General features: G+C 70.8%; 12 protein-coding genes and 1 pseudogene. 2 read left to right on the plus strand and 11 right to left on the minus strand.

The window, feature by feature from the left end:
• Positions 1 to 114 precede the first annotated feature (114 nt).
• From ABZ370_RS37620 to ABZ370_RS37655, 8 genes are all read right to left on the minus strand, one after another.
• Positions 115 to 1905, minus strand: a complete 1791-nt coding sequence (locus ABZ370_RS37620) for a hypothetical protein (RefSeq protein ID WP_358630843.1) — start codon at positions 1903 to 1905, stop codon at positions 115 to 117.
• Positions 1902 to 2489, minus strand: coding sequence for a hypothetical protein (locus ABZ370_RS37625; protein WP_358630846.1), 588 nt, complete (start codon positions 2487 to 2489; stop codon positions 1902 to 1904). Before ABZ370_RS37625 ends, ABZ370_RS37620 begins: the two co-directional genes overlap by 4 nt.
• Before the next feature lie 6 nt (positions 2490 to 2495).
• Complete coding sequence (locus ABZ370_RS37630; protein WP_358630849.1) at positions 2496 to 3371, minus strand: carbohydrate ABC transporter permease; 876 nt, start codon at positions 3369 to 3371, stop codon at positions 2496 to 2498.
• On the minus strand, positions 3368 to 4330 hold the full coding sequence (locus ABZ370_RS37635) for a sugar ABC transporter permease (RefSeq protein ID WP_358630852.1): 963 nt from the start codon (positions 4328 to 4330) through the stop codon (positions 3368 to 3370). Before ABZ370_RS37635 ends, ABZ370_RS37630 begins: the two co-directional genes overlap by 4 nt.
• Positions 4327 to 5619, minus strand: coding sequence for an ABC transporter substrate-binding protein (locus tag ABZ370_RS37640; protein ID WP_358630855.1), 1293 nt, complete (start codon positions 5617 to 5619; stop codon positions 4327 to 4329). The genes ABZ370_RS37635 and ABZ370_RS37640 overlap by 4 nt, the downstream gene beginning before the upstream one ends.
• A 72-nt stretch (positions 5620 to 5691) precedes the next feature.
• Positions 5692 to 6441: a cupin gene (locus ABZ370_RS37645; RefSeq protein ID WP_358630858.1), complete on the minus strand. Its 750-nt coding sequence runs from the start codon at positions 6439 to 6441 to the stop codon at positions 5692 to 5694.
• 5 nt (positions 6442 to 6446) lie between these two features.
• Complete coding sequence (locus ABZ370_RS37650; protein ID WP_358630861.1) at positions 6447 to 7394, minus strand: PmoA family protein; 948 nt, start codon at positions 7392 to 7394, stop codon at positions 6447 to 6449.
• Between the two features lie 7 nt (positions 7395 to 7401).
• Positions 7402 to 8559, minus strand: a complete 1158-nt coding sequence (locus tag ABZ370_RS37655; protein WP_358630864.1) for a Gfo/Idh/MocA family oxidoreductase — start codon at positions 8557 to 8559, stop codon at positions 7402 to 7404.
• A 212-nt stretch (positions 8560 to 8771) separates the two neighbouring features.
• Here ABZ370_RS37655 and ABZ370_RS37660 point away from each other — a divergent pair, with 212 nt between their 5' ends.
• Positions 8772 to 9866 (plus strand): LacI family DNA-binding transcriptional regulator, encoded by a 1095-nt coding sequence (locus tag ABZ370_RS37660; RefSeq protein WP_358630867.1) that lies wholly within the window; start codon positions 8772 to 8774, stop codon positions 9864 to 9866.
• Positions 9867 to 9891: 25 nt separating this feature from the next.
• Positions 9892 to 10371: pseudogene (locus tag ABZ370_RS37665) on the plus strand (GNAT family N-acetyltransferase); the annotation flags it as partial.
• Between the two features lie 12 nt (positions 10372 to 10383).
• Here the strand turns inward: ABZ370_RS37665 and ABZ370_RS37670 are convergent.
• The 3 genes from ABZ370_RS37670 to ABZ370_RS37680 form a co-directional block, all read right to left on the minus strand.
• Positions 10384 to 11025, minus strand: coding sequence for a lytic polysaccharide monooxygenase (locus tag ABZ370_RS37670; RefSeq protein WP_358630870.1), 642 nt, complete (start codon positions 11023 to 11025; stop codon positions 10384 to 10386).
• Between the two features lie 211 nt (positions 11026 to 11236).
• On the minus strand, positions 11237 to 11785 hold the full coding sequence (locus ABZ370_RS37675) for a GNAT family N-acetyltransferase (protein ID WP_358630873.1): 549 nt from the start codon (positions 11783 to 11785) through the stop codon (positions 11237 to 11239).
• 519 nt (positions 11786 to 12304) lie between these two features.
• Positions 12305 to 12766 (minus strand): ATP-binding protein, encoded by a 462-nt coding sequence (locus tag ABZ370_RS37680; protein ID WP_358630876.1) that lies wholly within the window; start codon positions 12764 to 12766, stop codon positions 12305 to 12307.
• Positions 12767 to 12890: the final 124 nt, after the last annotated feature.

Raw genomic sequence — 12890 nt, forward strand, 5'->3', positions numbered from 1 at the left:
TAGTAAGCGCTTCACAGTAAGCGCTTACTAATCGCTACGCTAACTGCCCCGACCACCCCGTGTACAGAGCACGCACAGGGGCAGCACAGGGACAGTCAGCGCTTCACGGCGGAGTCACCGCAGAGTCAAGCGGTAGGCGAGGGGTGAACGCCCGGTGATCAGCACGCGCAGCCCGGAGACCGGCAGATCGCCGCCCATCCAGGTGTAGCGCTCCCCCGGGTCCACCACGGCGGGCTGGCGCGGGCCGCTGCCGTTGCCCGGGCCGAAGGTGATCACATCATCGCCCGACGTATAGGTCCCGTACCCCTTGACCAGCTGATACGTGTCCTTCTGGCCGGGCACGGGCTCGACCCCGGTCAGCGTGCCGCCGCCGCGGAAGCACAGTTCGAGGGCGAGCGGGACCTCGGACTCGCCGACCTCGACGTCCAGGTTCCAGCCGCCGTCCGCCTCGGCCGCCCGCACCTCGGTGTGCAGGGTGCGCCACTCCTTGGGGCGGTGCGGGAAGTCCATCGCGGACCAGAAGCGGCCGTCGTCCGTCAGCGGGTAGCGGCCGTCGGGGCGGCGGTGCTGCGGCGGCAGCGGCAGGTGGTATCCGGCGCGGACGTCCGCCCGCAGCCGCCAGCCGTCCGCCGTGCGCTCGACGTTCTCGGCGCGGAAGTGGCCGAGCGAGAAAAACTGCGGGGACAGCCGCAGCGAGTCCAGGATCGCCGCGCCCTTGCGCCACTTGAAGAACGTCGGATTGGTGGACAGACCCGAGGAGATCGCGTGGACGTCGGGGAAGTCCGTACCGCCGAAGAGCGACGTACGGGTGGCGCCCCGGCCGATCCGCACCAGCCCGCTGTCCTTGTCGCGCCAGGTGAACTCGGACGGCGCCGCGGTGGCCTTCGGCAGCGGCGCGGCCAGCTCCGGCTCGTCCAGCACCTCGGCGAGGAAGTCCCCGAGCGGGGTCTCGTCGAAGGTCTGGTCCGCGCCGCGCCGCTGGACGGTCTCCGCCATGGCCGCGAAGCGCCCGTCCTTCTCCCGTAGCGCCAGCGCCCGGTACTGGAGCCAGTACTCGGACAGATGCTTGACCGTCTTCTGGTCCTGGCGGCGCGAATGCACCGTCTCCACATCGCCGTTGGGCTCCACGAGGTGGAGCGTGGCCTCCAGGTTGCGGCGCACCGTGTCGTACAGCTTGGGGCGGTCGGTGAGCCGGGCGAGGGTCAGCAGCGCGGGGTTGGTGACGATGGGCGCGTAGGTGGCGCTGCGCTCGCTGTACTGGCCCGACGCGTACTGGTCGATGCCCTCGGCCAGCCAGGCGTCGATGCGGCGGGTGTAGCGGGCGTCGGGCCAGAAGGAGTGGACGCGGGCGAGCGCGGCGCACACCTTCCAGCGGTGGTTGGGGGTGTGCAGCCCGCCGGTGGAGAGCCCCGCCCCGGCCTTGCGGAGGATCTTCTTCAGGGTGGCGCGGACCTTCGCGGTGGACGCGTGGTCGTCGTCGTCCAGCAGGCCGTAGAGGAGGCCCAGGTCGACGATCGAGAAGGCGGTGTCCGGCGGGGAGTGCACCGCGCCCTGGTCGAAGAGGCCGTCGTCGAACTGGGCGGCGGCCAGCGCGTCGGCGAGCCGGGTCATGGGCGCGATGAGCGCCGCGTCGTGGTGGTGTCCGGCGTCGGCCCACACATGGACGGAGGTGAGCAGGCGCAGGCTGCGGGCGGCGGGACGGGCCTGGCCGAGGTTGTTCAGCTGGGCGAGGGTCGCGTCGAGCCCGTCGACCACCTCGGCCACCCGCTTGTCGGCGGCCTGGGTGAGCAGCTCCAGGAACGGCTTGTCGGTACGGCCGGTGGCGGACGCCCCCGGAGCGCCCGCGGTGAGCAGTCCGCCGACGGCGGCGGTTCCGGCGAGGAAGTGACGGCGAAGCAGGCTCATAGGTGGTGCTCCGTGGCTCTGGCGGCGATCGCGAGGGGGCCGGGGACGAGGAAGAGGAGGGGCGGGTAGGCCCAGGCGCAGACGGCGGCGGTGGCCACCGCCAGCAGCAGGACGAGGCTCGCGCGGGGCGTGCGCACACTGGCGTACGCCGCCGAGCGCAGCGCGGCGCGCCAGCTCGTCGCCGATTCGGGGCGGGCGCAGGCGCGCAGCAGGACGACCGTGAGCAGCCCGCCCACGACGAGCAGGGCGGGCCGGAAGGCGACCGCGCCGGGCAGGCCCGCCCCGGACGCGAGCGCGTTGAACAGCAGCAGCGCGCCGCCGGCCAGCGTCCCGGCCCCGGCCAGCAGGTCGCCGGTGCGCAGCCGGGCGCGCAGGGCTCGGAGGTAGCCGCCCGCGGTGGCGGGGGCGTCCTCCCGTACCCGGCGGTCGAGGACGGCGCAGGCCGTGGACATGGCGGCGGGGGCGGTGATCAGCGGCAACGAGGCGGCGGCGGTGGCCAGCCCCACGGCCAGGACGTCGGCGAAGAGGGCGAAGCGCGGGCCGGTCAGCTCGCCGGGTTCACGGGTGGTCGCGGAGGACGGCATGGCGGCTCACCCCTTGATTCCGGAGTTGGCCATGCCCTCGACCAGGAACCGCTGGAAGGCCAGGAAGAAGAGCACGATGGGCAGCAGGGCGAAGACCGACATCGCGAACATCGGGCCGAACGCCGACTGGCTGGAGGCGTCCACGAAGGAGCGCAGGGCCAGGGTCAGGGTGAACTTCTCCGGCTCGAAGAGGTAGATGAGCTGGGTGAAGAAGTCGTTCCAGGTCCAGATGAAGGTGAAGATCGCGGTGGTGATCAGCGCGGGCCTGGTCAGCGGCAGGATGACGCTGAAGAAGGAGCGGAACGGCCCGCAGCCGTCGATCCGGGCCGCCTCCTCCAGCTCGCGCGGCAGTCCGCGCATGAACTGGACGATGAGGAACACGAAGAAGGCGTCGGTGGCCAGGAACTTCGGCAGGATCATCGGCCAGTAGGTGTTCACCATGCCGAGCTGGTTGAAGATGATGTACTGCGGGATGAGGATCGCGTGGTGCGGCAGCATGATCGTCGCGATCATGAAGGCGAACAGCGGTCCGCGCATCCGGAACCGCAGCCGGGCGAAGGCGTACGCGGCGAGCGAGCAGCTGATGACGTTGCCGAGGACGGCGCCGCACGCGATGAGCAGCGAGTTCCACAGCAGCCGTCCGACGCTGACCTCGTTCACGCCCTCCATCGCGGTCGTGTAGTTGCTCCACTCCAGGTGGCTGGGGAGCAGCTTGAGGCTGGCGATGACCTCGTCGGCCGGTTTGAACGAGGTGGCCAGCAGCCAGGCCAGCGGGTAGAGCATCACCAGCAGGACGGCGATCAGGCAGACGTGCAGCACGATCCGGCCCGCGGGCCGCCGCTGGGCCACAGGCGCGTCGGTGGTGATCGGGGCGGTGGTCATCGGGCCCCCTCGTTGTTGTCGTTGGCGTAGAAGACCCAGGCCCGGGAGGTCCGGAAGAGGATCGCGGTGACGACGCCGATGGCCAGCAGCAGCGCCCACGCCATGGCGGAGGCGTAGCCCATGTGGGAGGCGGTGAAGCCGCGGTCGTAGAGGTAGAGGGTGTAGACGAGGGTGGAGTCGGCGGGGCCGCCCTTGCCCGCGCTGACCGCGAAGGCGGGGGTGAAGACCTGGAACGCCTGGATCATCTGGAGCACCAGGTTGAAGAAGAGCACCGGGGAGAGCATCGGGATGGTGATGGAGCGGAACTGCCGCCACCAGGACGCCCCGTCGACCGCCGCCGCCTCGTACAGCTCGGCGGGTATCTGCTGGAGCCCGGCGAGGAAGATCACCATGGGGGCGCCGAACTGCCAGATGGTCAGCAGCGCGACGGACAGGATCGCCCAGCCCGGTTTGTTGATCCAGCCGCCGATGTCGATGCCGACGCCGGAGAGGAGGTTGTCGACGGTGCCGCCGTCGTTGAAGATCGCCCGCCAGACCAGCGCGATGGACATCGACGCGCCGAGCAGCGAGGGGGCGTAGAACGCCGAGCGGTAGAAGCCCTTGCCGCGCTTGACGGACTTCAGCGCGATCGCGACGGCGAGGGCCAGCACCAGCTGCACCGGCACCGCGATCACGACGTACGTCAGCGTCGTGGTGACCGACCGCCAGTAGCGGGGGTCCTCCGTGAACATCTGGGTGTAGTTGCGGAGGCCCACCCATTGCGGGGCGTCGAACATGTCGTAGTCGGTGAACGACAGATACAGCGAGACGGCCATCGGCAGCAGCGTCAGCACGGTCGCGCCGATCACCCATGGGGACAGGAACACCCAGGCGGCGCCCTGCCTCTCGCGCTTCGGTGCCCGCTTGGCGCGCGCGCCGGGTGGCGCGGCGTCCTGGGGGCGGGTCGCGGTCGCGGTCATTGCCTCAGCTCCGCCTTCGCCTCGGTGATGTAATTCTCCGCCGCCTCACGCGGCGACAGGCGCTCGTACGACACCTGGTCGTAGTCGCGGGAGAAGGTGGACTGCAGCGAGGCGTCGCCCTTGGGCGGCGCGACGGGCGGGTCTTTGAGCTTGCCCTCGAACTGCTTCTGATAGGCGGAGACGACCTGGTCGAAGCCCTCCAGCTTGGGCAGCACCTTGTCCCGGATCGGGTCGTTGGCCGGGATGCCGCGGGTGGCGCCGAGGATGGCCCCGGCCGCCGGGTCGTTGAGCAGGAAGTCGATGAACTGGGCGGCCTGCTTGGGGTGTGGGGTCTTGGCGGACGCTCCGAAGAACATCGACGGCTTGTAGTACAGGGCGGGCTTGCCGTCGTCACCGGCGGGCAGCGGGGCCAGCTTCAGCCCCTTCCCGACGATGGGCTCGTAGCCGCTGGAGGGAGCGTCCCAGTTGAAGTCGGAGAGGGACTTCAGGCGGCCGAACGGGGTGTTCTCCACCGAGCCGTCCATCTGGGTGGTCTGCTCGGCGGAGGACACCAGTCCCTCCTTGCGGAGCTTGGTGCAGAACTCCCAGTAGCGGGTCAGGTCGTCGGCCGTGAAGCCCAGCTTGCCGCCGTCGGTGTACAGGGTCTTGCCCCGGCCGCGCAGCCAGATCTCGAAGATGTCCTCGCTCTGGCCCGGGTCGGTGGAGCCGACCCGGCCGCCGGTGACCTTCTTCGCCGCCTTCAGCTTGCGCATCGCGGCGGTCCAGTCGTCCCACGTCCAGTTGATCGTCGGCTCGGGGACGCCCGCCTTGCGCCACAGCGCCGCGTCGTACGGCATGGTCTCGGCGCCGCGGGCGACCGGCAGCGCGTACTGCTTGTCGTCCACGACCCCGGTGGCCAGCAGCCCCTTGTCGATGTCCGTGGTGCGCAGCTCGGGGTGTTTGCCGAGGTCGAGCAGGATGCCGGAGGTGGCGTACTGGTTGATCTGCCGGTAGTCCAGCTGCATCACATCGGGCGCGTCGCCGCCGGCGGCCTGGGTGGCGAGCTTCGCCTTGTACGTGTCGAAGCCCGCGAACGACGTGCTGATGTCGACGTCGGGGTGGCGCTTCTCGAACAGCTTGACGGCCTGTTCCGTGCGGGCCGCCCGGTCGGGGTTGCCCCACCAGGTGAACCGCAGGGTGACCTTGCCGCCCGAACCGCCGCCCTCACCGCCGCCGCAGCCCGTCAGGGTCCCGCCGAGTGCGAGGACGAGAGCCAGTGCGCAGGACATCTTTGTCCTTTTCTTGCGCATCGCTGGACCGACCTCCCTCCTGTGATGTGCCGATGTGCCTGTTCATGTGGGGCGTGTGGGGGATGCCGGTGCCTATTCGCCGTAGTACGGAAGCGTGGCGCCGGGCAGTTCGTATTCGTCGCGGCGGCCGCACATGCCGTAGCCGCCTCGGCGGCTGGGCCCGGTCGCGGTGACGCGCGCCTGCGCGAGGTGGGCCGGATCGCCTTCGGCGAGCGCGGTCAGCTGCTCACCGGTGCGGTGGGCGGCGGCGAGCGCGCCGTCCCGCCAACGCGGCTCCCAGTCCTTGACCTTGGGCGCGACGATCCGCACCGCCGCCTCGTGGAAGGCGCGCAGCGGCCCGTCGTCGCCCTTCTCGGCGGCGGCCCGCAGGGTCGCGTAGCCCTCGACCGCCAGGTCCCGGCGGGCCCGGGCGGCCGCCTCCGCCTCCGGGCCCTCCTTGGCGGGCAGCGCGGCGGCCGCCGCGTAACGCTCGGGGTCGGCCAGCACCTCGGGCGGGAACGTGAACACCGCGTCCCCGGCCTCGGGCAGCCCGCTGTTCTGCATCAGCACGGTCACCTTGAGACCGCCGCCCTGCACCATGCGGTGCACGGTGCCGGGGGTGAACCACACCACCGCGCCCGGCTCCAGCGGCGTCTCGGCGAAGCCGTCGGCGACGGTCAGGGTCTGGACGGCACCGCGCCCGGCGGTGACCACGTACGCCTCGGTGCAGGCGAGGTGGAGGTGGGGGCTGCCGCCGCAGACGCCGTCGGCCGCCTCCCAGTCGTACGCGCTGATGTGGGACATCCCCACGCCGCCCGGCAGGGGGGCGGGCATCGCGGTCATGTGGCTCACCACCCGTGGTTCTTGAGGTAGCCCTCGGCGCGCGTGCGGTCCCACGCGCCGTCGGCGACCACCACGCGGTAGCGGTAGCCGAAGGACTCCCCCGGCGGAAGCTCGAACTCCTCGAAGAACGCCCACGAGGGGGCGACCGAGGGGATCGGCTCGGAGCGCACGAACCAGTGCGAGGCATGGATGGCCTCAGCGTTCTCGGGGGCGTGCGCGAACAGCAGCGTCGAGTGCGCGTCGATGGCGTCGTGCTCACCGGTGAACGCGACCCAGGGGGCGTCGGCGGCGGGGGTGCCCATCAGGTCCGAGGCGCCCGCCTCGCCCTCGCCGCCGCGCCCGTCCGGGCCGAAGGCGTCGCCGCCGGTGAAGTCGCGGGGGCCGCGCCAGTTGAGCCCGGTGTACCCGGCCATCTCACGGCCCGCGGCGGTCGGGGAGCCGAAGTGCAGCGCCTCGCCGCGGATGTTGGTGAGGCGGATGGACCAGTCCAGGGCCCAGGTGCCCTCGTCCGGCTCGACCGAGTGCAGCTCGATGGTGCGCAGCTCGCGCGCCCACTCCTGGCCGCCGTTCTCGACCCAGGTGAGCTTCTCGGTGAAGCGCAGCCGGTCGTCGGTGACCGTGAACTCCTCGAAGCCGTCGTGCCGCATCGAGCCGACCCGCTCGTCGACCCGCTGGTAGCCCTGGTCGGGGCCGAGGTAGGAGTTGCCGCCCCAGAAGTTCTGGCCGGACAGATGGCTGGAGGTCATCTGCAGACCCTTGTGCCAGCGGTGGTCGTTGGGCCGGTATCCGGAGACCGCGCTTCCGGCGAGGGTGCGCAGCGGGTGCGCGTACGGCTTACGGGCCTCGAAGGCGTCCGGGTCGGGCGCGTAGACGTAGGCCATCAGCTCGACGCCGCCGGAGGCGACCGAGATGCGCTCGCCGTGGGTGTGGGTGACGGTGATCTGCTGGGTCATGACGGCCTCAGCTCTCCTTCTTCGGTGCCCACTCGGGGTGGCTTCCGTGCATGGCGTCGTAGTACGGGTCCCCGGGCGCGATCTCTCCCGCGTGCACGGGCTGCCCGGTGAAGGCCGCCTTGTAGAGCGCGGCGATGAATTCGAGGGTGCGGCGGGCGTCCGGTCCGCTGCCCGGGGGCCGTACGCCGTCCCGCATGGCGTCCAGCAGCCCGGTCAGCTGGGCCGCGTGGGAGCTGGGCAGATCGGCGGCGGGAGTGAGCCAGCGCTCCTGCCGGGCGGGCTCGTCGCGGACGTGCGGGGCGGGGGTGTAGACCCAGTCGTCGTTGCGGTGGCCGTAGAGGTGGGTCAGCTCGACGGTGGCGTCCGCGCAGTCGATACGGATGCGGCTGACCTCGTCGGGCGAGAGCACGCTGTTGACGACGGTGGCCATGGCGCCGTCGGCGAACCGGACCAGCGCGGTGGAGACGTCCTCGCTCTCCACGTCGTGCACCAGCCGCCCGGCCATGGCGCGGATCTCGGTCCAGTCGCCGAGGAGGTGGAGCAGCAGATCCATCTGGTGGATGCCGTGGCCCATGGACGGCCCGCCGCCCTCGCTGTCCCAGCGGCCGCGCCAGGGGACGGCGTAGTACGCGGCGTCCCGGTGCCAGGTGGTCTGGCAGTGGGCCACCAGCGGACGGCCCAGCGCCCCGGTGGCCAGCAGGTCCTGGGCGTGGACGGCGCCCGAGCCGTAGCGGTGCTGGAAGACCACGGAGGCGTACGGGCCGCCCGCCTCCTGCTCGGCCGCCGCTATCTCGTCGTACTCGGCGAGCGTGAGGCACAGCGGCTTCTCGCACAGCACCCACGCACCGGCCCGCAGGGCGGCCACCGTCTGCTCGCGGTGGAGGGACGGCGGGGTGCCGATGAGGACCAGGTCGGGGCGCTCGGCCTGCAGCATCGCGGCCACGTCGGGATAACCGGCGACGGTGAACCCGGCGCTCTCGGCGGCCGTCGCGCGGAAGGTGGCGAGTCGTTCCTCGTCCACATCGACCGCGGCGACCAGCTCGACCCGGTCGGCGTGATCGCGCAGGGCGGGCAGATGGCTGCCCGTGACGATGGCTCCGGTGCCGATGACCGCGGCACGGATACGGGCGGGTGCTGCTGCGGCGGCGGACTGCGGTGTCGCCATGGGGTGAGGCTCCTCGCCAACGGGACGGAAAGCGCTTGCTGGGGGTCGACCCTAGGCACGGGCCTGATGTCAGGACAAGACCCCGGCGAGCAGATTCCCGAGCCCTTTCCCGCTTCGACGCGCGAGGGCCGCGGCGGTGCTCACCAGTGAGACGATGGACCCGGCCCCACCAGCCCACGCGGTGTCCCAGGCGACCATCCAACGGAGGAAACATGGCAGTGACCCTGGCCGATGTGGCCGCACGGGCTCGGGTCTCGGCGGCCACCGTGTCGCGCGTCCTGAGCGGCAACTATCCGGTCGCCGAATCGACCCGGGCCCGGGTGCTGCGCGCCGTCGAGGACCTGGAGTACGTGGTCAACGGCCCGGCAAGCGCTCTCGCCGCCGCCACGTCCGATCTGGTCGGGGTGCTGGTCAACGACATCGCGGACCCCTTCTTCGGCATCATCGCGGGCGCCGTGCAGTCCGAGATGGGCTCCCCGGGCGGCAACGGCGGTTCCCATGGCTCCAATGGTTCCCATGGCTCCGGTCCGGAGTCCGGGCGCGGCGCCGAGAAGCTGGCCGTCATCTGCAATACGGGCGGCTCGCCCGAGCGCGAGCTGAACTACCTCACCCTGCTCCAGCGGCAGCGCGCCGCCGCCGTCGTCCTCACCGGCGGCGCGGTCGAGCGCCCCGGCCACACCGAGGCGGTCGCCGCCAAGGCGTCCCGGCTCGCCGCCTCCGGCACCCGGGTGGTGCTGTGCGGGCGGCCCCCGATCGAGGACGCGATCACCCTCACCTTCGACAACCGCGGCGGCGCCCGCCGTCTGACGGAGCATCTGCTGACCCTCGGCCACCGCCGCATCGGCTACGTCGCGGGCCCCGCCGAGCGCACCACCACCCGCCACCGGCTGGAGGGCCACCGCGAGGCGCTGACCGCGGCCGGGCTCGACGAGGACGCGGAGCAGCTGACCGTCCACGGCCTCTACGACCGCGCCTCCGGCTACGACGCGACCCTCGAACTCCTGCGCCGCGACGCCGGTCTGACCGCCATCGTGGCCGCCAACGACACCATCGCCCTGGGCGTGTGCGCGGCCCTGCGCGACCAGGGCCTGCGCATCCCGGAGGACGTCTCGGTCGCGGGCTTCGACGACCTCCCGTTCAGCGCCGACGCCGTGCCCGCCCTGACCACGGTGCGGCTGCCGCTGCACGACGCCGGGGTACGCGCCGGACGGCTCGCCCTCGGCCGCGAACCGCGGCCGCCGGGCGGGGTGGCCATGGTGCGCGCCGAACTCATGGCCCGCGCCTCGACGGCCCCGCCGAAGCGCTGAGGCGGGGGCGTACGGAATGGCGAACGTCCGACTACGCGACCCCGCCCCCGGCGACCTGGGCTGGATCGTGCACCGGCACGGCGTGGTGTACGCCCGGGAGTACGGCTGGGGCGCCGAGTTCGAGGCCATGGTGGCCCGTATCGCCGGTGACTTCGGCACCCGGCACGACGCGGCGTACGAGCGGGTGTGGATCGCCGAGCGGGACGGCCGCCCCGTCGGTTCGGTGATGTGCGTACGGGACGAGGCGCCCGCGACGGCCCGGCTGCGGCTGCTGTTCGTCGAACCGGACACACGGGGACTGCGGCTCGGCGAGCGGCTGGTGACGGCGTGCGTGGACTTCGCCCGCACGGCGGGGCACCGCGAGCTGGTGCTGTGGACCACCGACGTCCAGGCCACCGCCCGCCGGATCTACCAGCGGGCGGGGTTCGAGCTGACCGCCGAGGAGCCGCACCGGGGGTATGGCGCAGGGCCCGTGACCGCCCAGGACTGGCGGCTCGTTCTCTAGGTTCTCCTGGGTTCACCCACCAGGGAAGACCACATCACTGCACGAGTAGAAGCTCTGGTCGAAGTGGCTGGCCTGCCAGACCATGAAGACGACGTGGCGGCCGGTGCGCCCGGGGGCGTTGACCGGAATCGAGACGGTGACCCCGTTCAGGGCGGGGTCGGTGGACGGCTCCCCCACCCCCGGGGCGATCTTGCCGGTCTGGGCGACGAGTTCGAGGTTGCTCCAGCGCAGCGGCTGGGTGACCGGGTCGTAGCCCTGCTTGGTCACATAGATGCGGTAGTAGTCCGCACCGTGTTTGGCCTGGTCGTGGTTCTTGAACGTAAAGCTGTTCCCGACCGAGGTGGCCTCCCACTTCCCGGGCACGTCCATCGCGTTGTACCGGCCGGACGAGGTGTGCCCTGCGCTGCACAGCTGCCCGTCGGGCAGCGCGGCCTGATGGTTGCCCGCGACGCCCTCGCGATAGAGCCCGTTCCAGTTCCACATGGCGTTGGTGTCGGCCTGCCACGCCTGCCAGCACATGGGGTCCTTGGTCTTCATCTCCGGGTTCTGGAAGTCGCCGCCCCAGCGCTTCCAGCACCCGTAGTTGCGTGACGCCGGACCGATGGCCGACCCGTGCGCGGCGGCGGTGTCCACCAGCGCCACGGTGGCCAGCAACGTCGCGGCGGACGCGACGGCCGAGGCGCGAAGACCCCAGCGACGAACATGCCCATGACAATTCACTTGCGCCTCCGGTTCCGCTTCGAGGGGTGCGGGAGCGCTCCCATGGTAGGACGGGGATCATGAGGCGGCCATACGTACGACGGGGGCGCCGTCGCCCGGGAGGAACGCGGCACCGCGAGCCCACTGCCCAGGCCTCGGGAAATGCCTAGACCTCGGGGAGGGAGGGATCGGGCGTCCAGGGAGATGGCGCGGTGATGGACCAACGTTCGTGATCACGCCAGGCCCCGTCGATATAGAGATAGGCGGGCGACATACCTTCGTAGGAAAAGCCCAGGCGCCGGGCCAAGGCCAAAGACGCCGTGTTCGCCGACTGAACGTTCACCTCCAGCCGGTGGAGCCGCAGTTCGTCGAAGGCGTGCCGCAGGACGAGAGTGAGCCCTTCGGTCATGTAACCCCGCCCCGCGGACGGGGCGAAGGCCGCATAGCCGATGGACGCGCCCTGGTAACGGCCCCGGATGATCGAGTTGATGTTGACCGTGCCGGCAGCCTCACCGGTCTCCCGAACGCGGATCACAAAGCCCCGGTTGGTGCCGTCATCAAAGCGGCGCATCCACGCCTGGAACGCCTCCGCGGTCGCGGGCAGCCGCATCCACGGCGAATGAAGCTCGGCACTGGCCCTCACGAGCGAGCAGAACTCATCCTGGTCGGCGAGGGTGAGCGGACACAGTTCGACCCGTGACGGTATGGGGGACATGGGCCCATGCTAGGGCTCTTCCCTGAACAGAAGATCGCATAAGTGATCCACTTCTGAAAAATCCCTGGTATACCGATGCGCAGCCCCCGAGAGTGGCCATACGGACACCCGTTCCTGGCCCAACCTCCCGGCATCTCCTAAGCCCGGCTCCCGGAGGAAACAGTACGAGCCCTTTCCTGGAGCCGTCTGGTTCTCCATGGACCGTAAGATCCCGATCGCCCGTACGGGTGGGGCGACGCTTCGCGGTCTACGTGCCACGGGTCGCGGTTCGCCCTGGTGAGGCCACTCCAGGCGCGTTCGCCAGGGACGCGCGAAAGAAACTGGTAATGATCATCCGGAAGCCGGTGTGCCCCGTCTGGTTCGCATGCCGCAGACACCACACCTCCGGCTGCTTCGCATCGTCAGCCGCCCCGGACGAGCCATCGCACGTCGTGCATCCGGCCTCCAAGATCGGTCCGCTTCCGAGGACATCCGAACTCAGGGTCCAGTCCCCCTGCCTGATCACGGGGTTTCCCGCCATCACGACTGCCTCTCTTCAAGTTCTCCACTGACCATTGAGATCCGTTCTCCATCGGGAATCGCCAGGACAGCCCAGACCGCCTTGCCCACCACCGCTCTTGGGGTCACGCCCCACTGATCGGCGAGCGCCTCCACCAGGACCAGCCCTCGGCCATGCACAGCTTCGAGGGGCGGAGTCCTCAGCTTGGGGTGCAGATCTCCCGCATCGTGAACCTCGATCCGTACGCTGCCCCCTTGATACAGGTAACGCGTCTCGATCTGACGTCCGAGCACACGCGCATGACGCACCGCGTTCGTCATCAATTCGGAGAGCACCAGGAGCGCGACTTCTTCCATGGCGGGCAGGCCCCAACTCGCCAGAGATTTGCGCAATTCGCCCCGCGCCAGGGCAACACTTCGAGGGTGGCGAGCCCAGCGCTTCACCACCGTACGCTCATCCGGGCTAGTCAGCTCTGGCTTCATGGGGACAGCGTGCCGGTCAGGGGCACCACTCGGGCCAGCCAATGGGGTACCCCGAGCGGCGAAACGGGGTACCTCAGCACTCGGCGCGTTCTACGGTGGACTTAGCGCGTCCCTACACCTCGTG

The sequence above is a fragment of the Streptomyces sp. NPDC005962 genome (assembly GCF_040629205.1).
In the GTDB taxonomy this organism is placed as follows: domain Bacteria; phylum Actinomycetota; class Actinomycetes; order Streptomycetales; family Streptomycetaceae; genus Streptomyces.